Origin of the sequence: Streptomyces sp. NPDC101160, assembly GCF_044768205.1 — a bacterium.
Taxonomy (GTDB): Bacteria; Actinomycetota; Actinomycetes; order Streptomycetales; family Streptomycetaceae; genus Streptomyces.
The window spans coordinates 467,977-492,321 of sequence record NZ_JBIWPJ010000003.1 but is presented as its reverse complement, the minus strand read 5'-3'; the positions used below and the strand labels follow the sequence as shown (position 1 = coordinate 492,321).

Here is a 24,345-nt window from a genome sequence, read left to right as displayed (position 1 = left end):
TCCCCGTCTCGGTCCCGGGCGCGCGGCGACCGTCCCCGTCTCGGTCCCGGATGCGGGTGCGGTGACCGTCCGGTCAGCTCGCGGTTCCGGTGAGGCCGAGGCCGGCTTCGTCGCCGCGCAGGATCATCTCGTACGTCCTGCGCAGCATCCCGCTCGGCGGTACCCCCAGGTCGTCGGCCAGCCGGCGACGGGCGCGGTCGAACACGGACAGCGCGTCGGCCTGCCGGCCGCCGCGGAACAGGGCGCCCATCAGCATCGCCGCGACCGGCTCGTGCAAGGGGTGCGCCGCGGACAGGGCGTACAGCTCGGCGGTGGCTTCGGCGAGCCGGCCGAGCCGTATCTGCAGCGCCGCCTTCCGCCGCACGAGGGAGATCCTGCGCTCGGTGAGCCGCAGCCGCTCCAGCTCGGCGAGCGGCCCGGGCAGACCCGCCAGAGGCTCTCCGTGAAACAGGTCCAGGGCCTGGGAACACAGCCGGACCGCCTCGGCCGGCTCACCCGCCCGGACGGCCGCCCCGGCCTCGACGACCAGTCCCTCCATGAACGCCACGTCCACTTCGGCCGCGCCGGGAACCAGCCGGTAGCCGCAGCGACCGTGCTCGATCAGCGCGTCCGGGCCGTCCCCGGTGCGCAGGGGCCCGGTGCGCGGGGTCCCGGTGCGCGGGGCCCCCGTGTGCAGGGCCTTGCGCAGTCGGTACACGTACACCGGCACCACGTTCGTGACGGGATGCTCCATCCCCCATACCCCGTCGAGCAGTTCCTGCCGGCTGACGTGCCGCCCGGCGCACAACGCCAGCGCCGCCAGTACGGCCTGCTGACGCAGATGCCCCAGTTCGAGAGGCCGCGCGTCCACCCATGCCCGCAGTGGCCCGAGCAGGGAGATCCGCACCCGGGGTCCGGTCATCCGGCCCACGTCCCTCCGCGGACCGGTCGTGCGGGGGCCGTGGCCGGGCACGACCAGACCGCAGTCGAAGGCGTGGACGATGGCGGCGGCCCGGTCGCGCAGGCCGAGTTTCGCGAGGATCCGCGCGACGTGTCCGGCCACGGCGTCCTCGGGAAGTCCGAGGGCGGCGGCGATCTCGTCGTCCCGGAGCCCGCAGCCGATCGCGTGGAGCACCTCGCGCTCCCGCTGTCCGAGCGCGGTGTCCGCGGGCCGGCCGATGGTCGCGGTCGTCGGCATCGCTGCCCTCCGGGCTCCGGTCTCGTCGGTCTGGCGAACAGGCCGACAAGCTAGCGGCGCCGGTTCCGGGCAGGGCACCCGGAACGATCCGGGGTGACACGCGACCCCTCGACCGGCAAGGGTCCGCCCGTCCGGCCGGCGGTGGAGGGCTGCACTGTCACCCCCGCCGCGACGGCCTCGCGTGCGCCTGGCACGCCGACGCGGCAACCCGACTGGCCGGAAGTTGACGCATGCTCAACTCCGCGCGCGCCCCGCGCCTCCTGCCGTACGAGAACCCGTTCCACCTCGTGGAACCGTGACCCACGGAGCCCTCGGAGGCCTCCTCGTGCCCCGTCGATCCGTGGGCGCCGCCCACCCGCCTTTGTGACGGGAAACCTGATGGACCTCTCTGGTCCGGCCACGCCATCCTTCAGATGTGCCGCGCCCACCAGGGAGGTTCGTCCGTGTGTGGCGGACGGGCCGGGCGTGGACGGGGTGCCGAGGCAGTAGGGATCATGAGCGGGATAGTCATTCATCTGCCGCGAGGCGTCCGCGGCCCGCACTCGGAGCCGGGCGCGGACCCCGTGACGCTGCGGCTCGGCCCCGGTGAGGTGGCCCGCTTCGGACGCGGCTCCGCGACCAGCCCGGTGGAGCTGCGCCTCGAGGACGCGGCGATCTCCCGCCTGGCCGGCGAGATCCGGGTGACGGACGATCACTGGCAGCTCAGCAACCACAGCGCCACGCAGACCTATCTGGTGGAGAACCCCGAGGGCGCCGGGGAGTACCTGAGGGTTCCGCCGCGGCGGGCCGGCGCGCCCATCCCGTTCGAGTTCGCCCGGGTCGTGCTGCCCACGCGCGGCGGGACGACGGCCGCCTTCCAGGTGTTCGCGCCCGACCACGTCTACCTGGACCCGGACCGCGCGGGCGGCTCGTGGGGCACCCACACCCTCATGGCGTACTCGCTGGACGAGACGGCCATCTACTTCCTCGTCCTGGTCGCGCTCTGCGAACCACGGCTGCGGGACGAGTCGCCGCTCGCCGTGCCGACCACTCCTCAGATCGTCGAACGGCTGGCGGGCCACCCCGGCTGCGTCGGCCTGACGTCACGGGCGGTCAGCTCCCACATCGACTACCTCGCGGAAGAGAAGATGCGGCTCAGCACCCCGGCCGAGCGGCACGAGCCGAGCCGGAGCGCCCGCCGCAACGGCAAGCGCGAGGCCGTCGTCTCCGTCGCGCTGCGGTTCGGCCTCGTGCGCGAGGAGCACCTCGCCCTCCTCCCGCGCCGGGGCGCCGCCGGGCCCCGGGAGCCAGAGCGGGCAACGCTGCGATGAACCCGGGTGGTGGGGCGGTGCGCGGCACGGCCGACGCCCCGGACCGCGGTGAGCGCACCGACGTGCTCCCGCGCGGCCACCGCGTCGGGCGCTGGGAGGTCATGGAGCCGATCGGCGCCGGCGGCTGGGCGACCGTCCACGCGGGCCTGGACGCCGAGTACGACGGTGATCCCTCGGCCGGTCCGCGCGAGGTGGCCCTGAAGTTCCTGCCGACGGCCGGGCTCGCGCCGCGCCAGGCGCGGAAGGTCGCCGAAGCGGCCCGGCGCGAGGTCGAACTGGCCCGCAGCGCCCGTCACCCACGGCTGATCCGCCTCCTCGACTCCGTCGTGCTCAGCGAGCCGGACCGTCCGCCCCTGGACGGTGCGATCGTCCTGGTCATGGAGCGCGCCCGAGGCAGCCTGCGGGACGAGCTCGGCACGGGCGTGACCGAGGCCGAGGCCGGCCGTCTGTTCGCCGGGATCTGCGAGGGACTGGCCCATCTGCACCGCAGCGGCTGGGTGCACGGCGACCTCAAACCGGACAACGTCCTGCTCATGCCGGACCGTTCGGTCCGACTCTCCGACTTCGGGCTCGCCGCCGAGCTGACCGGCGCGGACGGCACCCACGGCTACGCGCCGCCCATGGGAACCATGGACTACCTCCCGCCGGAACGCTGGAAGGCCCCGCTCGGCGAGCACGGCGTACGGATCCGGCCCACCGCCGACATCTGGGCCCTCGGCGTCATGATCCACGAGGTGTTCACCGGCGGCGCCTCCCCGTTCCCGGGCGCCACGCCCGTCTCCCGGGGCGCTGCGGCGCAGGAATACGCGGACGGGCGCGCCCCGCTGCGCATGGACGACGCGGTGCCGCCGTTCTGGCGTGCCCTGGCCGCCGACTGTCTGGCACCCAGCCATGCGGCGCGCGCCGGACACACGGCGGAGCGCCTGCTCGCCCGCATCACCGCCCACCTGGCCGCCACGGGGCCGGCCGGGCCGCCCCGGCGCCGCGGACGGAGCCGTGCCGCGCTCGTCGCCCTCAAGGCGGGTGCGGCCGCCGCGGTGCTCTGGTCGGCCGCCGCCGACGACGGGGTGGCGGCCCTGCCGGACGGCGTCGTCGACCCCGTCGCGCACGTCCGGGTGTTCAACGCCGACCTGCCGTGCCGGCTGCGGCCCACCCGGGAACCCGAGTGCAGCCTCGGCCTGGCGATCGACCCGATGCGGGCCTACACCGCGGACAACGTGGTGCCGAAGCGGGTGTGGCACGGCGATCTCCTCGACGTCGACTGCGCGTTGGCGCACGGGAAGCCCATCGTCGACGAGGCCGACGCCGTCTCCACCCAGTGGTTCCGCGTCCGTCTCGCCCCGCACACCGCTTCCCCCGTCGCCTGGCTGCCCGCGGTCCGCACCCGTGACCACCCCGCGCTCCCCGCCTGCCCCGCTCCCTCCCGTCACCCGTAGGCGTCACTCCTCGATCCTCCGCATGCTCCCCGCCTCTCCGCGGCGCTGTCACTCCGGAGCGTTCCGGGTGCCGCGTGCCGCGCGCCGCTGGCTACCTTGCCTGCCCGGTGCCGAGGCATCCCGCCCGGCACGTCAACGTGGCCCGCCGCAGGGCGACTTGCGGAGCAGAGGAGCAGGAACGTGTCTGGCACAGCCTCACGTCGTACGAGCCGCGGGAGACGCGGCGCAGCGGTTCTGCTGATCATGACGGCCCTGTCGCTGCCGGGCGGCCCGGCCTGGGCCCAGGGCCCGGGCCCGGTACCCGGCCCGCTCGCGCATCTCGCGCCGGCCGACGAGTACTGCGACATCCCGCCGGACCGGGACATCGCGGTGACGCGCAAGGTGTACGAGGTCGGGCAGCGCCGGGGTGTCTCCGACAAGGTGATGCTGGCGGGCTTCGAGACCGGCTGGATCGAGTCCCGTATGAACAATCTGGCGTGCGGGGACCGGGATTCGCTGGGTGTGTTCCAGCAGCGGCCCTCGCAGGGCTGGTGCGAGCCCGCTCAGTGCCTCGACGTCGACTACGCCGCCGACAAGTTCTTCGAAGTGGCCCAGCAGATGGAGCCCGACTGGGAGGGCAGCACCGCCGGCGAACTGGCGCAGGCCGTGCAGCGCTCCGCCTACGGCTGGAAGTACGACACGGCCGAGGACAAGGCGCGTGCGATGCGGGACGAGGCGTTCCAGCCGTACGGCACGATCGGTGCGAAGTACGCGGCGCTGGGCGGCGGCGGGGGCCCACTCGGCGCTCCGGTGCGCGCCGAGGAGGACGCGTCCCTGGGCGGCCGCTTCCAGCTGTTCCGGAACGGCATCGTGATCTGGCATCCGGACGTGGCCTACGCCGTGTACGGCGACATCCTGCAGCGGTTCTGGGCCACGGACGCCGAACGCCGCTGGGGCTTCCCCACCATGGACGAAGCCGACGCCTCCACCGCCCCCGACGGCACCCGAGGCCGCTACCAGTTCTTCGAACACGCCCTCTTCCTCTGGTCACCCAAGACCGGCACCCACATCGTCCACGACGCCATCTACGACGCCTTCCACGCCGCAGGCCACGAAGCCGCACTCGGCTACCCCACCACCGACGAGACAACCGAACCCGGCGGCGTCAAACAGGTCTTCCAGAAAGCCACCATCCACTGGAGCGCCGCCGACAACCGCACCTGGATCACCACCAACTGAGCTGGAGGCACTGATGAGATCGCGGAATCTCCAGCGCGTCCTGGGGACGTTGGCGCTGCTGCTCGCGGCGCTCGCCGCCACGCTGACCACGGCGCCCGCCGCGGGCGCCTCGGTGCCGGACGGCGCGATCGGGCGCGGCGAGGTGATGGACCGCTCCTGGTCGTGGGTGGCCGAGCAGGTGCCGTACAGCTGGGACGGCTGCCACGAGAACCAGTACGGCTGCTACCGCCCCGACTGCTCCGGCTTCGTGTCGATGGCCTGGAACCTCAGCAGGGCGCTGACCACCTGGGACCTGTGGAACGTCACCTACGACATCCCCGCGAGCGACCTGCAGCCCGGTGACGCCCTGCTCATGGACGTGGACGGCGGCACGCACCATGTGGCGCTGTTCGTGCGGTGGGCCGATCCGGCGCACACCCAGCCGGTGGTGCGCGAGGAGTACGACTTCGGGCACGTCGCCGAGGAACGCGTGTGGGGCAACGGGCTGCGCGGTTTCGCGCCGCGCCGCTACAACCAGCTCGACGACAGGATCCCGTACGGCACGATCGCGGTGAAGTACGACAGCATGGGCGGCCCGAACGGCGTGCTGGGCGCGCCGGCCACGGGTGAGCGCGACTCCGCGCTGGGCGGTCGCTTCCAGGTCTTCCAGAACGGCATGATCATCTGGCACCCGGACGTGGCGTACGCGGTTCGCGGGGACATCCTGCAGCGGTTCTGGGCCACGGACGCCGAACGCCGCTGGGGCTTCCCCACCATGGACGAAGCCGACGCCTCCACCGCCCCCGACGGCACCCGAGGCCGCTACCAGTTCTTCGAACACGCCCTCTTCCTCTGGTCACCCAAGACCGGCACCCACATCGTCCACGACGCCATCTACGACGCCTTCCACGCCGCAGGCCACGAAGCCGCACTCGGCTACCCCACCACCGACGAGACAACCGAACCCGGCGGCGTCAAACAGGTCTTCCAGAAAGCCACCATCCACTGGAGCGCCGCCGACAACCACACCTGGATCACCACCAACTGACGCTCGGCGCGAAGGCGCGGCCCCGGTGTCCGGGGCCGCGCCTGTGTGATGTCCGGGTTTCGCGCTCAGGGGGTCACGGGTTGATGCCGTCGTACTGGAGGACGCGGTAGGCGGTGGTCTGGTGGTTCGCGTCCGAGGACCACTGCGACACGATCAGGGTCAGCGACGTAGCGCTGGCACTTCCCGGGTGAATGTATCCGCCGTACAGGAAGGGCAGTTGGGGCTTGCCCCAGTGACTGACCGGCCAGGAGCCGTTCCCGACGATCTGCACCTTGGGGGCCGACCAGACGGCGTCGGGACGGGACGCGGTGCGGGTGCAGATCGAGTAGTCCGCCACGTCCAGGTAGCTCATGCAGTACCGGCCGCCGATGCGCTTCACGGAGAACTCGCCGATGTTGTTGCCGGAGAGGATGACGGACGGGCCGACGTCCCTGGTCCACTGCCAGCGGCCGTTCAGATAGGCCCAGTTCTCCTGCGCCCCGAAGTTCCCGGCCCGGAACTCGTCGGGCGTGATCCGGAAGAGCTGGATCGCGCCGCCGTCCGCCGTGTTCTTGTGTCCGCCGTTCCAGCGCTTGGAGAAGATGTACAGATAGCCGTTGTCGATGCCCGCGAACGACCACATGCCGTACATGCTCTGGTTGGCGCCGAGGCGGTCACCGGGCCAGTGGTACGGGTAGTCGTGCCAGGTCACGCCGTGGTCGTCGGAGTAGGCCACGCCGGACATCAGCGACCCGTCCCACCCGGCGGGCGGGTCCCAGGTGAACACCGAGGTGTACTGGATGTAGGTGCGACCGCCGAACTCGATGCAGTCGTTGAGGATGCGGGAGACCTCGGTGTCGCCGTAGCCGTTGTCCTCGTTGTGCCGGTAGTCGAAGAGCTGGGCTGCCGCGCCACCCGTGGGCATCGCCCAGGTGAAGGAGATCGGTGTGCCGCCCGAGCTGTCGAAGCTCGCCTGGTTCAGCATCACCGGGGAACCGATCCAGTCACCGGTCTGCCGGGGCCCCGTCCAGCTGTCCCCGAAGACGTAGCCCCACGTGCCGTCGTGCTCCCGGAAGTACGGAATGCCGAGGTCGCCCGAGACCAGCCCTTGCGCGCTCGCCGAGTCCCCGGGCTGCTCGCACAGCGGCGTGCCGACCTGGCCCGCCAGGGCTGCGCCCCGGGTGCCGCGTGGCACGGCGGACGCGGTTCCGGGCGCGGCCACGGCCAGTCCCGCGCCCACGGCGAGGCCCATGCCGGCCCTCAGCGCGGTCCGCCTGCTGGGCACGTGGCCGGGCTGGGGCGGGTTCGTCATCTCTCGGTCCTCCATGGTCGCGACCAGCTCTGGTTCAGTTCGCGTTCTGCGCACGGGACCCCTTCCGCGTACCGAGTCGTGTGCGCCGCGGCGTGGTCCGCCGTCGGCGACCCGCAAGGTAGCCAGGGGCACACGGCGCGAGGCATCCGGAACGTTCCGGGTTTCGCCCCTCCTTACCCCCGGCTAGGAGCTCAGGTGTGGGACGGTGGAAGAGATGGAGCGTCCTGGTTCCGTCGCTTGAGGCTCCGCCGTCGTTTGCGAACGGACGGCGGCATGCGTGTGATGTGGTGCCCTGGTCCCGTCATCGAGCGCTCCGGCCGTCCGGGCGGCAGCGGCGAAGTCCTGCAGCCGGGTGGGCCTGCCGCGGGTGTCGTCGGGCGGGTAGAGCTCGTCGACGAGGTCCAGGAGCCGACGCGGCTGGGGCTGCCAGTTGTAGGTGAAGAACGCGATGCCCCTCGCGTGCAGGCGGAGTGCGAGGTCGAGGAGGGTGTGCAGGCCCGCCACGTCGAGGAAGCTCAGGTCCCGCATGTCGCAGGCCACCACGTCGAAACCGTCGAGACCGGCCTCTACCTCGTCGAAAGCGGATCTGGCGTCCATGTCGAGCGCACCGGAAGCGGCGAGGTGCGCGGTCTGCCCGTAGTGGCTTGTCCTCATCCGGAAGCCCTGGACATCGGACGCGGGCCAGCCCCGCACGGTGAGCAGGCGCTGGGCCCCGCTGACGCGCAGCAGGCGGGCGACCGGGCGACTGAGCGCGGTGAGAACGACCGACTTCCCGGCCTGCAGGGCCAGCCGGTTCAGGTCCAGCAGGACCTGCAGGCCCGCATTGTCGCAACCGGTGACAGCGGCCAGGTCGATGTCGAGTCCGCCGGGGCTGGCGACCAGTGCCTCGGTGAGGTGATCGCGCACGTGGACGGCGTCGTGCAGGTCGACCTCGCCGCTCACGCGGGCCACGATCCGTCTGCGCTCCGGTTCGAAGACCATGGCGACGCGCTCGGGTTGAGTGGTCATGGCCTTCCTCCCTTCACCGCCCCGATCCGTGGGGCAAAGGGCCCGACAGAGCGGGGACACGGCGCGAGCCCGGTCGCGGCTCGTGGATCAGCCTCGTGGGTCGCGCTCACGGTGATCACCGTTCGGGCGAGGGCTTCCGTCCACGTCGGGCCGGGAGTCCAGGTCGGCCAGTAGTCGCAGGAGGTCGTCGATTCGGTGGTTCCCCTCCGCGGGATGGCGGAAGAGGGTCCCGGGCGTGACCTCGTAGTGGTTGCGGCGCCCGTTGCGTACCCGAGTGAGGTACCCGGCGCCTTCCAGGTCCGTGACGATGGCCTGCGCGGCGCGCTCGGTGAGCCGGCAGCCCTGGGCCATGTCACGCAGCCGGATCTCCGGATCCGCAAAGATCATGGCGAGGATCCGGGCGTGGTTCGTGACGAACGTCCAGCTGGTCCGGGGCTTCACCGGTTCCATGTCCGAAATTATATGATTTGCGATTCCGGTTTCACCAGAGCGGAACCGGAATTCCGGTAACGGCGGATGCCGGCGTTCGGCCACGCCGACCGCGATCAGCCGGTGGCCGCGCCCGGGTCGTCGAGTTCGCATTCAGCTCACCAGACCGGCTCACACACGAGCACACCCAAGCGCACCCGCCGCCGGCGCGGCCGGGAGAGGCCGCCATACGCCCCCTCCCACAGTCACGGCGACAGGCACAGGCGAAGCCGGGCACCCCTCGCCCCCGCATCGGCCCGGCATCGGCCCGGCGGAGGAAGCCGAGGGTCAGCGCCGCGCAGGGTTCTTGCGCGGGGCGATCCGGGCGTTGGGGAGGGCGGGGGCCGGGAGACGGTCGCCGGGGTAGCCCTCGACCTCGCCGAAGCGGGCGGAGGCCTTCTCCCACTCCTCGCGGGCCTCGACGATGTCCTCGTGGCTGCGACCGATGAAGTTCCACCACATGATGATCTCCTCCTCGAACGGCGTGCCGCCGAGGAGCACCGCCCGCGCGCGCTCCGCGGAGTCGTTGGCGAGGGTCAGCGTGGTGCGTCCGGTGCCGGCGTAGCCCAGTTCGGCCGGGCGCAGCAGGGTGCCGTCGAGGCGTACGTCGCCCTGGTCGACGAGCAGGCCGTGCTCGAAGGCCGGGTCGACGTCGAGCGTGACGGACGCGCCGGGGTCGATGAGGAGTTCGGCGCCGAGCAGCGGGGTGAAGGTGCGCACCGGCGAGGCGTCGCCGGCGAGCGTGCCGAGGAAGACCCTGATGTCGGCGCCGTCGACGCGGAGCGGCTTCGGGGCGTGGTGCTGGAAGTCGCGCGGGGCGTGGCGGTGTTCGTCGGGGAGGGCCACCCACAGCTGGACGCCGTGCAGGACGGTGGTGTCGGGGGTGGAGACCTCGGTGTGGGCGATGCCGTGGCCGCCGGTCATGAGGTTGAGTTCGCCGGGCCGCACGAAGGCGTGGGTGCCGAGGCTGTCGCGGTGCTCGATCTCGCCGCTGAAGAGCCAGCTGACCGTCTGCAGGCCGGTGTGCGGATGCGGGGCCACGTCCATGCCACCGGAGTCGGCGACCCGGTCGGGGCCGTAGTGGTCGGCGAAGCACCAGGCTCCGATGAGCGTCCGGGACCGCTGCGGCAGTGTGCGCCGTACGGTCATCGCTCGCGGTCCGCCCAGCGGGACGTCCCGGGCGGTGAGGATCTCGACCTCCGTGTCGCCCATTTCCCGACCCCTCTCACTCTCAGCTAGTTTCATTTTAAACAATCATGGACGATGATAGCCACGAAGACGAGCGAAGGAGCACCAGGTGAGCGACGACAGCACACTGGCCCCGGCGGCCGTGCGGGCCGGGCGGATCTACCTCGACAAGCAGAGCCCCGCCGCGTACCAGGCACTGGTGAAGACGGCCGAAACCGTCCGCACGACCGCCGCCGAGGCGGGACTCGACCGGATCCTGGTGGAGCTGGTCAACCTGCGCGTGTCGCAGCTCAACGGCTGTGCCTCCTGCCTCGACGTGCACACCAGGGCCGCGCTGCGGGCCGGCGAGACCACCCGGCGCCTCGGCGTGCTCGCCGCCTGGCGGGACACCGAGCTGTTCACCCCGCGCGAGCGCGCGGCCCTCGCCCTGGCGGAGGCCACGACCCATCCGGCGGACGCCCTCGCCCAGGAACGGGCCTACGCCGACGCCCGCGAGGTCCTGGACGAGGACGAGATCTCCGCGGTGCTCTGGGTCGCCATCACCATCAACGCGTTCAACCGGGTCTCGATCCTCAGCAAGCACCCGGTCCGCGAGGCCGCGACGGCCCTGCGCTGAGCCTCGGGAAACCTCCTGGGGCGCAGCAGCGTACGCATCCCCGGATGCTCCTTCCGCGACGACAGCGAGGGCGGCCGCGGTCCGAGTTCCGGCCCCGGAGCAGGCTCCTGACGGTCAGTCGACCGCCGGGAGGCTGTCCATGAAGGAGGACACCGAGAAGACCGCGCGGCCGGGGCCCGCCGGGCCGTAGCCGGGCGGCGAGCTGAGGCCGTGGGACTCCATGGTCGCGCGGTACGCGTCCAGAAGCCGGATGTGGTACTCCAGCGGCGCGCCCGCCGGGTTGGCCTTGCCGAGCGGGGTGGTGGGCTCGGGGCACCAGGTGGTGAAGCGGGGCGTGATGCCGCGGGACATGAAGTACTCCAGGCCCTCCGTCGTCGACGCGATGGCCTCGTCGACCGTCGTGAAGCCGAAGGGCTCGGCCATCTCCACGCCCGCCACGAAGTTGGGAATCACGTTGCGCGGGCCGAAGACGTCCGCGGAGTCGAGGATGCGGCGGTGCCACTCGTCGCGGCCCACGTAGCGCTCCTTGCCCGGGCAGTACAGCTCGAACAGGCGCTTGTCCCACACCTCGTAGTTGGGGTGGTAGATCTGGATGCCGTAGTCCTTGAACCGCTGCACGTCGGCCTTGGGCAGCGCCTGGGCGACGACCTTGCCGATCCAGCGGCCGGGGAAGCGCGCCTCGATGGCCTCGGCGTACTGGCCGTAGAAGTCGGCCTCGTCCTTGCCGCCGATGTGCGAGGTGACGGCGCCTCCGGTGAGGGTGTACGCGGTCGAGGCGCCGGCCGTGTCGTACCGGTCGATGATCTCCAGCGCCTCCAGGACCTCCTCGACCGGCTTCACACCGGTGTAGGGGCGTCCGGCGGCCTTGTGCTGGCGCCAGTTGTGGTTGATGTCGCAGTACTGGCACTCCTCCTTGGCGCCGAAGTACTGGCACACCCGGAAGACCGTCAGATAGACGAGGTAACCCCACTGGATGGTGGGGGCCACCTCCATCACGGACTTCCCGTTGGCGAGCGTGTGCCGGTAGTACTCGGGCATCGGCGGCAGACCGACGTCCGCGATCCGGCGGCCGTCGAGGTAGAGCCCGAGCATCCCGTCCTCGCCCGCGGCGACCCGGTACGGCGACGCGGGGTTCACCCGGACGGAGACCACCGTGCGGCGCAGCTCGTACGGGCCGCCGGTGAGCACGATCTCCTCCGGCGGGCGGCGCAGCGCGGCCTCTCCCAGCTCGGGCAGGGTGCGGTGGTCGAAGGAGAAGATGAAGTACGACTTCGGCTTGACCTCACCGGACGCCTCGTCGCCCGAGTCGGTGAGCGCCGAGTCGTCGAACGCGATGCCCCCTCGCAGCAGGTCCTCCTTGATCACCGCCTCCTTCGGGACGTGCGGGAAGCGGTGCATGAGGTCTTCGACCTCGTCGGTGCGGCGGATCATGCCTGGATACATCTCCTCGGTCGTGCGGTCGCGAGCCGTGCGTGGTGGGACCACCGACCTACCCTAGGACGGCGCCGGCGCGCCCGGCATCCGGCCCCGGTCGCAGAGCGGCGTACGTCCCGGGACGGAGGCCGCGGGCACGCCCGCGCCCCCCGCCCGTCCGTACGCTCAGAAGTTGCCGTAGTTGACCTGCCAGGTCGGCAGGCCCATCCGGCGCCAGACCGCGACCACCCGGTCCCGGTCGTCGAGCGAGACCCGGACCGCGTAGCGGTGGCGGACGTGGGTGTCGAACAACTCGGCCTTGACCAGGTCGTCGGAGCGGCCGTCGCCGGACGCGCGCATCCACAGCTCGTCGTACGGGACCTCGTGGCGCGCGAGCCACGCCTCCGTCAGCTCCCGGTGGTCCTCGCTGCGGCCGGAGAGCAGCACGATGCGGTCGCGGTGGGAGCCCTGGAAGGCGCGCAGGGCGTCGCGCACCGGGACGTTGAGCAGGTCGAGGTCGCAGCGGGTGAAGTCGTACGGGCCGCGGTCGCCGCGCAGCGCGAGGGTGCCGTCGATGTCGCAGAGGACGGCGGACGGCAGGGCGGGGTCGGGGACGTACGGGGTGGCGGCCGGGCGGTCGTTGAGCCAGTCGTCGGTGAGGCGCCAGCCGCCGCGCGTGGCCTTGGCGTGCTTGTCGGCGAGGATGCGGATGATCTCCTCGCCGACCGGGCGGGCGCGCTCGGCGTCGCGGCGGACGCACTCCTCCACGGGCACGTGGGTGAAGTCGTGCACCACGAAGACGGCCTCGCGGCCGGCGACGGCGGCCTTGAGTCGCTTCGGGATGTGCGGGGTGAGATGGGTGTTGTCGACGACGACGTCGAAGCCGTCGTCGACGGCCGCACGGACCGCCGTGTCCTGGATGCCGAGCACGGTCTGCTCGTGGACGTGCGAACGGCGCCCGCCGCCGGGCAGGTCGAGCATGGTGCGCAGGTCGTCGAGGTTGACGCGGCGCATCCGGCCCTCGGCCTGTTCCTGCAGCGCGCGGGCGGCGGTGGTCTTGCCGGAGGCCGGCAGTCCGGTCATGACGTGGACCACGGGCACGGTCACGTTCGGTTCTCCTCGTCGGTGATGAAGGGGTCGGCGGTCTCGGGGCGCAGCGAGCGCCAGACCAGCAGGTCGGTGGGGCGCCCGTCGAGGCGCATGAAGAGGGCGGAGCGCACGTCCTTGTCGGGCAGCGCCCGGACGGCGCGGGCGAACGCGCCCCGGTCGCCCGCGAGGTGAGCCACCGTCGCGTACGCCTCGTCGATGGCGCGCTCGCGCGCGGCGAACTCCTCCTCCAGGCGGGCGATCACGGATCGTACCCACGCGTCGAACTCGTCGGGCACCTGCTCCAGGAGCGCGTCGAGCGGGCGCCCGCCGGCGGAGCGGATGCCGCCGAGCTCGGCCATGGACAGGCCGAGGCCCTGCGCCAGGACCTTGGCGGAGGTGCCGGCGAAGCGCTGGATGCCGTGGCCGCGCCAGATGTCGCGCTCGGTGACGCCGGTGACGACCTTGTGGAGCCGCACGTACTCGGCGATCTTCGCCTTGGCGCGGACGCCGGAGGCGAAGCGGAGGACGAAGCCCTCGGCGTCGGTGCCGGTGGCCGGGCTGCCGTCGGGCAGGGTGCTGGAGTCGGTGAGCTTGAGGAGTTCGTCGAGCGGCATGGCCGGGTGCACGGTGACGACCGAGCCGATGCCCTGCCAGTCGGCGGCGGCCTCGGCGAGCGGGACCTCCGTCCCGTCGGGGCCGAAGGCGGCGAGCAGCACGAGGTCGCGGCGGTCGCCGTAGTCGACGACGATCCGGTTCTGCGGGTAGACGATCTCCGCGAGATACGTCACACCCGGCGCGAGCCGCGAGGTGTCGGCTGCGTCGAGGCGGCGCTGCGCCCAGGTGGCCTGGGTGCTGCTGAAGGAGCCCTTGGAGGCGACGTGCCAGCGCCCCTCGTAGTGGAAGACCACGCCGAGGCTGCCGTCGACCTTCTCGTACACCTCGAACGGCTCGTCGGGCAGCGCGGGCGCGTAGGAGCGGCCGGTCCGGTGCTCGGAGACGTTGAAGAACTTGGGCAGCGGCAGGGCGACGACGCGGCCGGTGCGGTCGTCGGCGACGAGGCCGCGGCAGCGTGTGGTGACCTGGTTCCAGACGCCCTCGTACTGGCAGACCCGGGTGTAGGTGTAGATCGACAGCGGCAGCTCGGGATGTGCCTTGCGCGTCACATGCCCGGCGGCGACGGCGGCGGCCAGCTGGTCGTGCGGCAGCAGCGCGTCGAGAGTCAGGTGCGTCTGGTACGCCTGGCTCATGGGTTCCCCTCCCGTTTTCGTGAAGGCCCATTCTTCTGCCGGGCCAGGGACCTGACCAGCGATTTAGCGGGCGGGCCCGCGGAGGGCGGGCCGCGCGGCGGCGCGAGCGGGCGTCCGTGAGCGGGTGCGGGATGCGGGCCGGTGCCCGTGGGCGGGCGTCCGGCCCCGTAGACTCGCCGCCCGAGAAGACTTTGCGGAAGCCGAGGAAGCGAGCCCATGAACTACGCGGACACCACCGCCCCCATCTACGCCGAGCTCATACGCGAGCAGGGGGACGTTCCCGGCGAGGTCCGTCGGACCGCCGAGGAGGTGCTGCGTGACCTCAGCCGTGTGATCCAGATGCCGCCCGCCGGGCTCGCTCCGACCGGGGCTCCGACCGGCGCGCAGATGGTGCCGGCCGGCGCGCAGCTGGCGCCGATGGCCCCCTCGATGCAGCCCATGCAGCCCGTGCAGCCGTTGGCACCGATGCAGCCGATGCACCCGCTGCAGTAACCGCGGCCGGCGCTCCGGCGCGAAGACGACGTGACGACCGGGGGGTTGTGAGCATGACGGGTGCGGACAGCGGGGCGGGGCGGGCGGCCGGCGCGCACGAGCGGGTACGGCGCAGCTACGACGCCGTCGCGGCGGAGTACCGCGCCCGCATCGGCGACGAGCTCGCCGGCAAGCCGCTCGACCGGGCACTGCTCGGCGCGCTCGTCGAGGAGGCGGGCGCCGGGGCGGTGATCGCCGATCTGGGCTGCGGGCCCGGGCACATCGCCGGCTGGCTGGCCGGGCGGCAGCGGCGCGTGGTCGGCGTCGACCTGTCCCCCGCCATGGTCGCGATCGGCAGCGACCGGCACCCGGAGGCCGAGTTCCGCGAGGGGGACCTGCTGCGACTGCCGGCCCGGGACGGCGAGTTCGGCGCGGCCGTCGCGCTCTACTCGCTCATCCACCTCGCTCCTGACGAACTCTCCCCCGCGCTCGCCGAGATCCGCCGGGTGCTGCGCCCCGGCGCCCCGCTCCTGGTCGCCTTCCACATCGGCACCGAGGTGAGGAACCTCACCGAGTGGTGGGGACACCCGGTGGACGTCGACTTCCACTACCTGGAGCCGACCGCCGTCACCGGCGCGCTGCGGGAGGCCGGCTTCCGGATCGAGGCCGAGCTGGAGCGGGCGCCCTATCCCCACGAGGCCGCGACGCGGCGCGCGTATCTGCTGGCCCGTCGGGAGGACTGAGCGGGCGCCGCCGGACGGGCGGGTCAGAGACGGAAGATGACCGGGGCGGGATCTCCGGGGCTTGCCCGGGACCACCGCACACCCGCGTGGTATACCAAGCAGGCGTCGCCGTTTTGTATACCACGCCGTACGGGCAAGCCGGCGGCCGCTCCTTCCCGTCCCACGCCCCAGGAGACCCCGTGGCAGCCCAGCCCTCCCCCGGCCCTTCCGTCACCGTGTTCCGCGACGTCCGTCCGCTCGGCGGGGCGGCTGTCGATCTCGTCGCCGTCGACGGGGTGCTGGTGGACTCCGTGCCGGACGGCGTGCCGGCCGAGGTCGTCGACGGCGGCGGGCGGATGGCGCTGCCGACGCTGGTGGACGCGCACATCCACCCGGACAAGACGGCGTGGGGCGAGTCCTGGCGGAGCCGGAAGGCGGCGCAGGGCATCGCCGACTACGTGGCGGGCGACGTGGAGCTGGCTCGCGCACTGCCCACTCCGGTGGGCGAGCGCGCCTATCGGCTGATGGCGCACGCGGCCGCGCAGGGCACGCGCGCGATGCGGGCGCACGCGGACGTGGCTCCGGCGCTCGGACTTGCCGGACTCGAGGGGATCGCCGAGGCGCGGGAGCGGCTGCGCGGGATCGTGGACGTCGAGCTGGTCGCGTTCCCGCAGCACGGCGTCGTGCGGATTCCCGGCGTGGTGGAGCTCCTGGAGGAGGCCGCGGCGAGCGGGCTGATCTCGCACGTGGGCGGGATCGACCCGGCCGGGTTCGACGCGACGGGCGGGGCGGGGGCCGTGGACGGCGACCAGCTGGACACGGTGTTCGGGCTGGCCGAGCGGCACGGCCTGGGGCTCGATATCCATCTGCACGACCGGGGTGAGACCGGGCTCGTACCGCTGCGGGACATCGCCGCGCGCACCAGGGCGCTGGGCCTGCAGGGCCGGGTGAGCGTCGCCCACGCCTTCGCCGTCGCGCAGCTGTCGGGCAAGGAGCTGGACGAGACGGCGGACCTGCTCGCGGACGCCGGGGTCGCGCTGACCACGGTCGCGCTGTCTGAGGTGACGCTCCTGCCGTTCCGCCGGCTCGCCGAGCGCGGGGTGCGGGTCGGGCTCGGCTCGGACGGGGTGCGGGACAACTGGAGCCCGTTCGGCAACGCCGACATGCTGCACCGGGCCTGGCTGGCCGGCTGGGCCCTCGACGCGCGCCTCGACGAGGAGCTGACGGCCTGCTTCGAGCTCGCCGCGCACGGCGGCGCCGAGCTGCTTGGACTGCCCCGGGTGGACCTGCGGCCCGGCGCTCCCGCCGACTTCATGCTCATCGAGGGCGAGTGCGTGCCGCAGGCCGTGGTCGACGTGCCGCGCCGCGACCTGGTGGTGCGGGCGGGCCAGGTGGTCGCCCGGGACGGCGCCCTGGTCTGAGCCGGCGCGCCGCCCCGCCCCGTACCGTCAGGCGGTGAGGGTCCGCCACAGGAAGGTGTGCTCCAAGGCGCTGTTGTAGGCGGTCTGTTCGTGGTCGCTGGCCCCGGCGTGACCGCCCGACAGCGTCTCGTGCAGCAGCACCCGGTGGCCCAGCTCCCGCAGCCGGGCGGCGGCCTTGCGGGCGTGGCCGGGGTGGACGCGGTCGTCGCGGGTCGAGGTGGTCAGCAGCACGGGCGGGTAGGGCCGGCCGGCTTCGAGGTGGTGGTACGGGGAGAGCGCCGCCAGGTGCGGCCGGTCGGCCGGGTCGTCGGGGTCGCCGTACTCCGCGATCCAGCTGGCGCCGGCGAGCAGCGTATGGAAGCGCAGCATGTCGAGCAGCGGGACGTGGCCGACGATCGCGCCGAACAGTTCGGGGCTGCGGACCAGCATCGCGCCCATCAGCAGGCCGCCGTTGCTGCCGCCGCTGATGCCGAGCCGGCCGGGGGTGGTGATGCCGCGCGCGACCAGGTCGCGGGCGACGGCCTCGAAGTCCTCGTAGGCGCGCGGCCGGTCGGCCTTGAGGGCGCTGCGGTGCCACTGGGGGCCGTACTCGCCGCCGCCGCGGATGCCGGCCACCACGTACGTACCGCCGCGGGCGAGCCAGGCGCGGCCGCGCACGGTGTCGTACGAGGGGGTGAGGGAGACCTCGAAGCCGCCGTAGCCGGTGAGGAGGGTGGGGCCGGGGAGCGCGCCGTGGCGGCCGACGACGGTGTACGGGACGCGGGTGCCGTCGGCGGAGGTCGCGAAGTACTGCCGGGCTTCGAGGCCGGTCGCGTCGAAGCGGGCGGGGGCCTGTTTGATGCGTTCGCCGGGTGCGCCGATCTCGCCGCGGTGCAGGGAGGGCGGGATGAGGTGGCCGGTGATGGAGAGGAAGTACTCGTCGCCGGTGTCGGGGTCGGTGTCGGTGAGGGCGGCGGAGGCCAGCGGCGGGATGTCGGCCAGCTCCTGGCGCTTCCAGTCGCCGGGACCGGTCGGCGGGGTGAGGACGTGCATCCGGCTGGCGACGTCCTGGAGGATCTCGAGGACGAGGTGGTTGCGGGTCCAGGAGTGCCCGGCGAGGGCGGTGCGCCCGTCGGGCGTGAACAGGACCTCGGGCTCGCGCCGTCCGGCGAGGAAGTCGTCGAAGCGGAAGGCGAGCAGCGAGCCCGCGGGCTGCCCGAGCCAGGGCGCCTTGGGGGTGACGAGGAGCCAGTCGCGGTGGACGGAGCTGTCGGCGTCGTCGGGGACGTCGATGCGGCGCAGCTCGCCGTCCGCGGTGAGGAGGTGGGTCTCGTGGTGCCAGAAGTCCCGGTAGCGGGAGACGAAGTCGCGCTCGAAGCCCTCGGTCGGGTCGTGCCAGGCGGAGACCACGAGGTCGGACTCGGCGCCCTCGTGGACGAGCGCGGCCTGGTCGAGCGGGGTGCCGCGGCGCCAGCGGCGGACGGTGCGGGGGTAGCCGGAGGCGGTCAGCGAGCCGGGGCCCTGGTCGGTGCCGACGAAGACGTGGTCCTCGTCGATCCAGCCGATGTCGGTCTTGGCCTCGGGCAGCCGGAAGCCGTCCGCGACGAAGGCCCGCTCCACGAGGTCGTACTCGCGCACCACCACGGCGTCGCCGCCGCCCCGCGCGAGGCTGATCAGCGCCCGCCGGAACGCGGGCCGCAGCACCTGCGCCCCCGCCCAGGTCCAGTCCTCGCCCTCCGCCCCGGCCAGCGCGTCGAGGTCGAGCAGCACGTCCCAGGCGGGCTCGTCGGTGCGGTACTCCTCCAGCGTGGTGCGGCGCCACACGCCCCGGGTGTGCCCGGAGCCCTGCCAGAAGTTGTAGAGGTGCTCGCCCCGGCGCCGGGTGTACGGAATCCGGTCCGGCGCGTCGAGCACCTCCCGCAGCTCGGCGACGAGCGCCGCGAACTCCTCCCCGCCCGCGAGCTCCGCCTCCGTCTCGGCGTTGCGCTCCCGCACCCAGTCGAGGGCGCGCTCGCCCTCGACCTCCTCCAGCCACAGATACGGGTCGCCCACCTGCGGATCGCTCACGCCAGGTCCTCCTCGTGCTCGTTTCCCCATGTGTCCCCCATGTCGACCATGGTGGACCATGCCACTGACAACGCTCCCGCCCGCCCTCGCCGAGCATCATTGGTTCGCCGATGAACCAATCCGTTCCCCGCCCCGAACCCAACACCTCACCGTCCTCCGCATGTTCACCAATCGATTACTGCACGGCCGTATACCTTTGCGCCTCGTTCCCCCATCCTGTCCTCGGCGTGCCACGAGGGCACAGCGGGACTGGAGAGGCGGGGCATGATTCCCATCAGCCGCAGAGGCTTCGTAGGGATCGGCGCGGGGCTCGTCGCGGGTGCGGCGCTGTCCGGCGGGACGGCGCAGGCGGCCGGGGAGGCGGGCGAGGCGACGTCGGCGGCCGCGGCGGCCGCCACCGGGGCGATCACGGACGTGAAGCACGTGGTGATCCTGATGCAGGAGAACCGGAGCTTCGACCACTACTTCGGCCGGCTGCGCGGTGTGCGGGGCTTCGGCGACCGGGCCGCGGGCAACATCCCGGGCGGCTGGGGCACGTTCAGCCAGCCCAACTGGGGCGGCCGGCAGTACCCGTGGAAGCTGAGCTCCACTCCGCCGGCCGGAGGGGTGGACGGCGAGACGCTCGCGCAGTGCAACGGCGACCTGCCGCACAGCTGGACGTCGCAGCACGCCGCCTGGGACAAGGGGCGGATGGACAACTGGGTCGCGGGCGTGGGCAACGTCCGGACCCTCGGCTATCTGGACCGCGGCGACATACCGTTCCACTACGCCCTCGCGGACAACTACACCGTCTGCGACGCCTACTTCTGCTCGACGCTGAGCGCGACCGGCCCCAACCGCACCTTCCTGTGGAGCGGCAAGGTCGACTCCGGCAGCAAGGACGGCGGCGACGAGTCCGGGCTGACCTGGGAGACGTACGCGGAGGCGCTGCAGCGGGCCGGGGTGAGCTGGAAGGTCTACCAGAACGCCCAGGACAACTTCGGCGACAACGGCCTCGCCTATTTCAAGAAGTTCACCGACGCCAAGCCGGGCGACCCGCTGTACGACCGGGGCATGGGCTCGGTGCCGAAGGTGACCGGCTCGACCCCGGACGACATCGCGGCCGCGATCCGCGCCGACGTCGTCGCCGGCACCCTGCCGCAGGTGTCGTGGGTGGTGGCGAGCGAGGCGTTCTCCGAGCACCCGTACGCCCCGCCGGGCGACGGCGCGCACTTCGTGAACCTGGTATACCAGGCGCTCGCCGCGAACCCCGAGGTCTTCGACTCGACCGTGCTCTTCCTCAACTACGACGAGAACGACGGCTTCTTCGACCACGTGCCGCCGCCGGTCGCCCCGCCCGGGACGCCGGGCGAGTACATCGACGGCGTGCCGATCGGCCTCGGCTTCCGGGTCCCGATGATTGTCATGTCCCCGTGGACCCGGGGCGGCTGGGTCAGCTCCGAGGTCTTCGACCACACCTCCGTGCTGCGCTTCATGGAGGTCTGGACGGCCGCCCTCGGCACTCCCGCCACCTGTCCCAACATCAGCGACTGGCGCCGCCGGGTCAGCGGCGACCTGACCGGGGTCTTCGACTTCACCCGTCCGGTCTACGGCGTCCCGGCGGGCCTGCCGTCCACCGCGAAGGTCATCGGCCAGGCCACCTGCGGCCCGCTGCCCAACCCGGCCCCGCAGGACAACGCCCTGCCGTCGCAGGAGCCGGGCACGCGGCCGGCCCGCGCCGTGCCGTACCAGGTCAACGGCAATCTGGACCGCTTCGAGTTCGGCGCCGCCGGCAAGATCCTCGCCTGGTTCTCCATGACCAACCAGGGCACCGAGGCGCGCCGCACCGCGCACTTCTCGATCCACCCGCACCAGTACCGGGACACGGCCGCCTGGCAGTACACGGTCGACCCGGGCACCACCGCCACCGACTACTTCAACATCGGGCTCGGCTCCGGCTCCGGCAAGTACGACATCTCGATGATGGGCCCCAACCGGTTCCTGCGCCGCTTCATCGGCGACGCCTCCAAGGCCGGCAAGGACATCGAGGTCGCGGCACGGTACGCGACGGAGCCGGGCACCGGGAAGACCGCAATCTACTTCAGGATGACCAACAACGCGTCCACCGCGGTCACCTTCACCATCCGCTCCGACGCCTACCGGTCGGACGGCCCCTGGACGTACACCGTGCCGGCGAAGTCGTCCCGCGAGGACTACTTCAACGCGGTCGCCTACACCGACGGCTGGTACGACTTCACCGTCCTGGCCGACATCGACGGCACCTGGTCGCGCCGCTACACCGGCCACATCGAGACGGGCGCCCCCAGCGTCTCCGGCTGAGCGCCCCGCGAGGAACTGCGTGTCCTGCCGCCGTCAGCGCGGGGGCAGGACCGTCAGGACTCGCTCGACGAAGCTCTTGAAGTCGTTCATGAAGTCGGAGAGGAACTGCTGGGTGGTGGGGTCCGTGACCTCGCCGTCCTCACCGAAGAGGCCCGGCGTGAACTGGATGTACGCCTCCGGCGCGTTCATCTGCGGGGAGTTGCAGAAGCTCAGCACGGAGCGGAGGCTCTGCTGGGCCACCGCCGTGCCGATCTTGCCGGGCGAGGTCCCGATCACCGCCGAGGGCTTGTGGGTGAAGGAGTTGGTGCCCCAGGGCCGGCTCGCCCAGTCGATGGCGTTCTTCAGACCGCCCGGGATGGAGCGGTTGTACTCGGGCGTGACGAAGAGGATCGCGTCGGCGGCGGCGATCGCGTCCTTGAGCGCCTTGCCCTCGGGCGGGTAGTCGGCGTCGAAGTCGTGGTTGTAGAGCGGCAGGTCCTTGATGGGGATCTCGCGGAACTCCAGGCCCGGCGGCGCGACCCGGATCAGCGCCCTGGAGAGGATCCGGTTGATGGACTTGGCCGACAGACTGCCGACGAAATAGCCGACCTTGTACGTGGTCATGCGGTTGCCGTCCTTCGTCGAAGGGGGTTCCCGGCGAACGTAACCCGGCCGGGAGGCCCCGGCCACCGGGGCGGTTCCCCTCCCGCGACGCCTCCCACGGCCCCTCCCCCGAGCCTTCCCTCACCCCTTTGCCCTTTTGCCGGATATGCTCAGCTTTCGGATGATGGGTTCGTTCAGTGAGGGTGGACAAGGCGTGGAAAGGCGGTCTTACCCGTGGCTCGACCCAGAATCCTCGTGGTGGGCGCCGGTTTCGCCGGGGTCGGGTGCGTACGGCGCCTCGAACGACGGCTGACCGGACGGGAGGCGGCGATCTCCCTGCTGTCCCCCTTCTCGTACCAGCTCTATCTCCCGCTGCTACCGCAGGTCGCCTCCGGCGTGCTCACCCCGCAGTCGGTGGCGCTGTCGCTGCGGCGCAGTGAGCGGCACCGGACCCGGATCATCCCCGGCGGCGCGGTCGGCATCGACACCGACGCCAAGGTGTGCGTGGTGCGCACCATCACCGGCGAACTGACGACCGAGCCGTACGACCATCTGGTCCTGTCCCCCGGCAGCGTCACCCGCACCTTCGACATCCCGGGGCTCGCCGAGCACGCGCGCGGCGTGAAGACCCTCGCCGAGGCCGCGTACATCCGCGACCACGTGATCGCCCAGCTCGACCTCGCCGACGCCAGCGAGGACGAGGCCGAGCGGGCGGCGCGGCTGCAGTTCGTGGTGGTGGGCGGCGGTTACGCGGGGACCGAGACGGCGGCCTGTCTGCAGCTGCTCACCCGCAACGCGGTCAGGCGTTATCCGCGGCTGGACCCGGCGCTCATCAAGTGGCACCTGGTCGACATCGCGCCCACCCTGATGCCCGAGCTCGGGCCCAAGCTGGGCGGGGCCGCCCTCGACATCCTGCGGCGGCGCGGAATCGAGGTCTCGCTCGGCGTGTCGGTGGCGTCCGTGGACGACGAGAACGTGACGCTCACCGACGGCCGGGTGCTGCCCTGCCGGACGCTCATCTGGACGGCGGGCGTCGCCGCGAGCCCACTGATCGGGACGCTCGGCGCGGAGACGATGCGCGGGCGGCTCGTGGTCGACGCGGACATGAAGGTGCCGGGGCTCGACGGCGTGTACGCGATGGGCGACGCGGCCGCCGTGCCGGACCTGGCCAAGGGCGAGGAGAGCGCGATCTGCCCGCCGACCGCCCAGCACGCCATGCGCCAGGGCAAGGCGCTCGCGGACAACCTGGTCGCGGTCCTGCGGGGCGAGCCGACCCGTCCGTACCACCACAAGGACCTGGGTCTGGTGGTGGACCTCGGCGGACTCGACGGCGTCTCCAAGCCGCTGGGCATCGAGCTCCACGGCATGCCGGCGCAGGCGGTGGCCCGCGGCTACCACTGGGCGGCGCTGCGCACCAACGTGGCCAAGGCCCGGGTGATGACGAACTGGCTGCTCAACGCGGTGGCCGGCGACGACTTCGTCCGCACCGGCTTCCTGGCCTCGAAGTCCGGCACCCTGAAGGACTTCGAGTACACGGACGTCTATCTGACCCCGGACCAGGTCCGCGCCCACACGGCGTCGCTGCGCGCCGGGAAGTCCTGACGGGCGGCCGTGCCCCGGGGCTGGTCCGGCCGTCCCCCCCGGACGGCCGGACCAGCCGGACCAGCCTCATCATGAGCCGGATGGTGCGGATGAGCCCGATCGGCTGATCAGATGTCGATCACGCGGTAGGCGATCGTGTACACGCCGCCCGAGCCCTCCAGGGAGCGGTACTGGGTCTCGGCGCCGACCTCGTTGCCGGTGACGAGGGTCGCGCCCAGCTTGTCGTCGCCGCCGAAGGTGTCCTTGTCCCAGAGGGTGAGGGTGCGGGCCTGCTCGCGGCCGAGGATGAGGGCCGTGTTGCCGTTGCCGTCGGTCATGCCGCGGACGTAGCCGGGGCCCATGGTCTGGTACGAGATGCCGTTGCCGGGCCACACCTTGATCTGGTTGCCGTTGGCGTCGGTGATGTTGAGGTAGGCCTCGTCGTGGTCGCCCTCGCTCTGCTGGTGGCAGGTCAGCTGGAGCAGCTCGATCTTCACGTAGTCGATCGGCTCCGCCTGGGCGGTGCCGGCGAAGACGCCCAGGCTGCCCAGGCCGAAGAGCGCGACGGCGGCGGTGCGGGCGATGCGGTTGGTGCGCATGTGGATGTCCCCCTTCGTGACGCCGCTGGCTGGCGTCACGTCATGTCGTTGTATGTCCTGTGCGTACGTCCCGCCGTGTCCGGCGGGGCCGTTCGTGCCGTTCCCCTCGGCACACC

At 72.3% G+C, this 24,345-nt stretch carries 21 protein-coding genes; 10 read left to right on the top strand and 11 right to left on the bottom strand.

All coding sequences use genetic code 11. From position 1 onward, the window contains the following. Window positions 1–73: 73 nt before the first annotated feature. Window positions 74–1,177 carry a BTAD domain-containing putative transcriptional regulator gene (locus ACIRSU_RS11660; RefSeq protein WP_403791007.1) on the bottom strand — a complete coding sequence of 368 codons (1,104 nt, stop codon included), beginning with the start codon at window positions 1,175–1,177 and terminating at the stop codon, window positions 74–76. A 494-nt stretch (window positions 1,178–1,671) separates the two neighbouring features. Between ACIRSU_RS11660 and ACIRSU_RS11655 the strand changes: the two genes are divergently transcribed. The 4 genes from ACIRSU_RS11655 to ACIRSU_RS11640 all read left to right on the top strand — a co-directional run bounded on the left by ACIRSU_RS11655 (window position 1,672) and on the right by ACIRSU_RS11640 (window position 6,168). Further along, a complete protein-coding gene (locus tag ACIRSU_RS11655) occupies window positions 1,672–2,487 on the top strand; it encodes a serine/threonine protein kinase (RefSeq protein ID WP_403791006.1) in 816 nt (271 codons plus the stop codon). Further along, window positions 2,484–3,923 (top strand): serine/threonine-protein kinase, encoded by a 1,440-nt coding sequence (locus ACIRSU_RS11650; protein WP_403791004.1) that lies wholly within the window; start codon window positions 2,484–2,486, stop codon window positions 3,921–3,923. Before ACIRSU_RS11655 ends, ACIRSU_RS11650 begins: the two co-directional genes overlap by 4 nt. 243 nt (window positions 3,924–4,166) lie before the next feature. Beyond that, window positions 4,167–5,141, top strand: coding sequence for an LGFP repeat-containing protein (locus ACIRSU_RS11645; RefSeq protein ID WP_403791002.1), 975 nt, complete (start codon window positions 4,167–4,169; stop codon window positions 5,139–5,141). Between the two features lie 13 nt (window positions 5,142–5,154). Continuing rightward, complete coding sequence (locus ACIRSU_RS11640; protein WP_403791001.1) at window positions 5,155–6,168, top strand: NlpC/P60 family protein; 1,014 nt, start codon at window positions 5,155–5,157, stop codon at window positions 6,166–6,168. Between the two features lie 73 nt (window positions 6,169–6,241). Here the strand turns inward: ACIRSU_RS11640 and ACIRSU_RS11635 are convergent, their stop codons facing one another. The 4 genes from ACIRSU_RS11635 to ACIRSU_RS11620 all read right to left on the bottom strand — a co-directional run bounded on the left by ACIRSU_RS11635 (window position 6,242) and on the right by ACIRSU_RS11620 (window position 10,147). Continuing rightward, the gene (locus ACIRSU_RS11635) at window positions 6,242–7,459 is read right to left on the bottom strand and encodes a DUF4185 domain-containing protein (RefSeq protein WP_403790999.1); all 1,218 of its coding nucleotides are present in this window, start codon (window positions 7,457–7,459) and stop codon (window positions 6,242–6,244) included. A gap of 183 nt (window positions 7,460–7,642) precedes the next feature. Next, on the bottom strand, window positions 7,643–8,467 hold the full coding sequence (locus ACIRSU_RS11630) for an STAS domain-containing protein (RefSeq protein ID WP_403790997.1): 825 nt from the start codon (window positions 8,465–8,467) through the stop codon (window positions 7,643–7,645). A gap of 87 nt (window positions 8,468–8,554) precedes the next feature. After that, the gene (locus ACIRSU_RS11625; RefSeq protein WP_403790996.1) at window positions 8,555–8,917 is read right to left on the bottom strand and encodes an AsnC family transcriptional regulator; all 363 of its coding nucleotides are present in this window, start codon (window positions 8,915–8,917) and stop codon (window positions 8,555–8,557) included. Window positions 8,918–9,223: 306 nt separating this feature from the next. Further along, window positions 9,224–10,147 (bottom strand): pirin family protein, encoded by a 924-nt coding sequence (locus ACIRSU_RS11620; protein ID WP_403790994.1) that lies wholly within the window; start codon window positions 10,145–10,147, stop codon window positions 9,224–9,226. Window positions 10,148–10,232: 85 nt separating this feature from the next. On the opposite strand from ACIRSU_RS11620, the gene ACIRSU_RS11615 reads away from it, so the two are divergent. Further along, a complete protein-coding gene (locus tag ACIRSU_RS11615; RefSeq protein ID WP_403790992.1) occupies window positions 10,233–10,739 on the top strand; it encodes a carboxymuconolactone decarboxylase family protein in 507 nt (168 codons plus the stop codon). Window positions 10,740–10,853: 114 nt separating this feature from the next. On the opposite strand, the gene ACIRSU_RS11610 is transcribed toward ACIRSU_RS11615, so the two are convergent. The 3 genes from ACIRSU_RS11610 to ACIRSU_RS11600 form a co-directional block, all read right to left on the bottom strand. Continuing rightward, a complete protein-coding gene (locus ACIRSU_RS11610) occupies window positions 10,854–12,170 on the bottom strand; it encodes a radical SAM protein (RefSeq protein ID WP_403790991.1) in 1,317 nt (438 codons plus the stop codon). Window positions 12,171–12,338: 168 nt separating this feature from the next. Then, window positions 12,339–13,259, bottom strand: coding sequence for an AAA family ATPase (locus ACIRSU_RS11605; RefSeq protein ID WP_403790989.1), 921 nt, complete (start codon window positions 13,257–13,259; stop codon window positions 12,339–12,341). Next, window positions 13,256–14,488 carry a T4 RnlA family RNA ligase gene (locus ACIRSU_RS11600; protein ID WP_403790987.1) on the bottom strand — a complete coding sequence of 411 codons (1,233 nt, stop codon included), beginning with the start codon at window positions 14,486–14,488 and terminating at the stop codon, window positions 13,256–13,258. The genes ACIRSU_RS11605 and ACIRSU_RS11600 overlap by 4 nt, the downstream gene beginning before the upstream one ends. A gap of 216 nt (window positions 14,489–14,704) precedes the next feature. On the opposite strand from ACIRSU_RS11600, the gene ACIRSU_RS11595 reads away from it, so the two are divergent. The 3 genes from ACIRSU_RS11595 to ACIRSU_RS11585 all read left to right on the top strand — a co-directional run bounded on the left by ACIRSU_RS11595 (window position 14,705) and on the right by ACIRSU_RS11585 (window position 17,102). Then, entirely contained in the window at window positions 14,705–14,980 is a 276-nt protein-coding gene (locus ACIRSU_RS11595; protein ID WP_403790985.1) for a hypothetical protein, read from the top strand. Between the two features lie 53 nt (window positions 14,981–15,033). Beyond that, on the top strand, window positions 15,034–15,702 hold the full coding sequence (locus ACIRSU_RS11590; protein WP_403790983.1) for a class I SAM-dependent methyltransferase: 669 nt from the start codon (window positions 15,034–15,036) through the stop codon (window positions 15,700–15,702). Between the two features lie 86 nt (window positions 15,703–15,788). After that, the gene (locus tag ACIRSU_RS11585) at window positions 15,789–17,102 is read left to right on the top strand and encodes an amidohydrolase (RefSeq protein ID WP_403790981.1); all 1,314 of its coding nucleotides are present in this window, start codon (window positions 15,789–15,791) and stop codon (window positions 17,100–17,102) included. A gap of 27 nt (window positions 17,103–17,129) precedes the next feature. Here the strand turns inward: ACIRSU_RS11585 and ACIRSU_RS11580 are convergent, their stop codons facing one another. Beyond that, window positions 17,130–19,178, bottom strand: a complete 2,049-nt coding sequence (locus tag ACIRSU_RS11580; protein ID WP_403790979.1) for a prolyl oligopeptidase family protein — start codon at window positions 19,176–19,178, stop codon at window positions 17,130–17,132. Window positions 19,179–19,412: 234 nt separating this feature from the next. Here ACIRSU_RS11580 and ACIRSU_RS11575 point away from each other — a divergent pair, with 234 nt between their 5' ends. Beyond that, a complete protein-coding gene (locus ACIRSU_RS11575) occupies window positions 19,413–21,467 on the top strand; it encodes a phosphocholine-specific phospholipase C (RefSeq protein ID WP_403790977.1) in 2,055 nt (684 codons plus the stop codon). Between the two features lie 33 nt (window positions 21,468–21,500). On the opposite strand, the gene ACIRSU_RS11570 is transcribed toward ACIRSU_RS11575, so the two are convergent. Next, entirely contained in the window at window positions 21,501–22,070 is a 570-nt protein-coding gene (locus ACIRSU_RS11570; RefSeq protein WP_403790975.1) for an NADPH-dependent FMN reductase, read from the bottom strand. A 213-nt stretch (window positions 22,071–22,283) separates the two neighbouring features. Between ACIRSU_RS11570 and ACIRSU_RS11565 the strand changes: the two genes are divergently transcribed. After that, entirely contained in the window at window positions 22,284–23,651 is a 1,368-nt protein-coding gene (locus ACIRSU_RS11565) for an NAD(P)/FAD-dependent oxidoreductase (protein WP_403790974.1), read from the top strand. 107 nt (window positions 23,652–23,758) lie between these two features. Here the strand turns inward: ACIRSU_RS11565 and ACIRSU_RS11560 are convergent, their stop codons facing one another. After that, window positions 23,759–24,268, bottom strand: a complete 510-nt coding sequence (locus tag ACIRSU_RS11560; RefSeq protein ID WP_403790972.1) for a hypothetical protein — start codon at window positions 24,266–24,268, stop codon at window positions 23,759–23,761. Window positions 24,269–24,345: the final 77 nt, after the last annotated feature.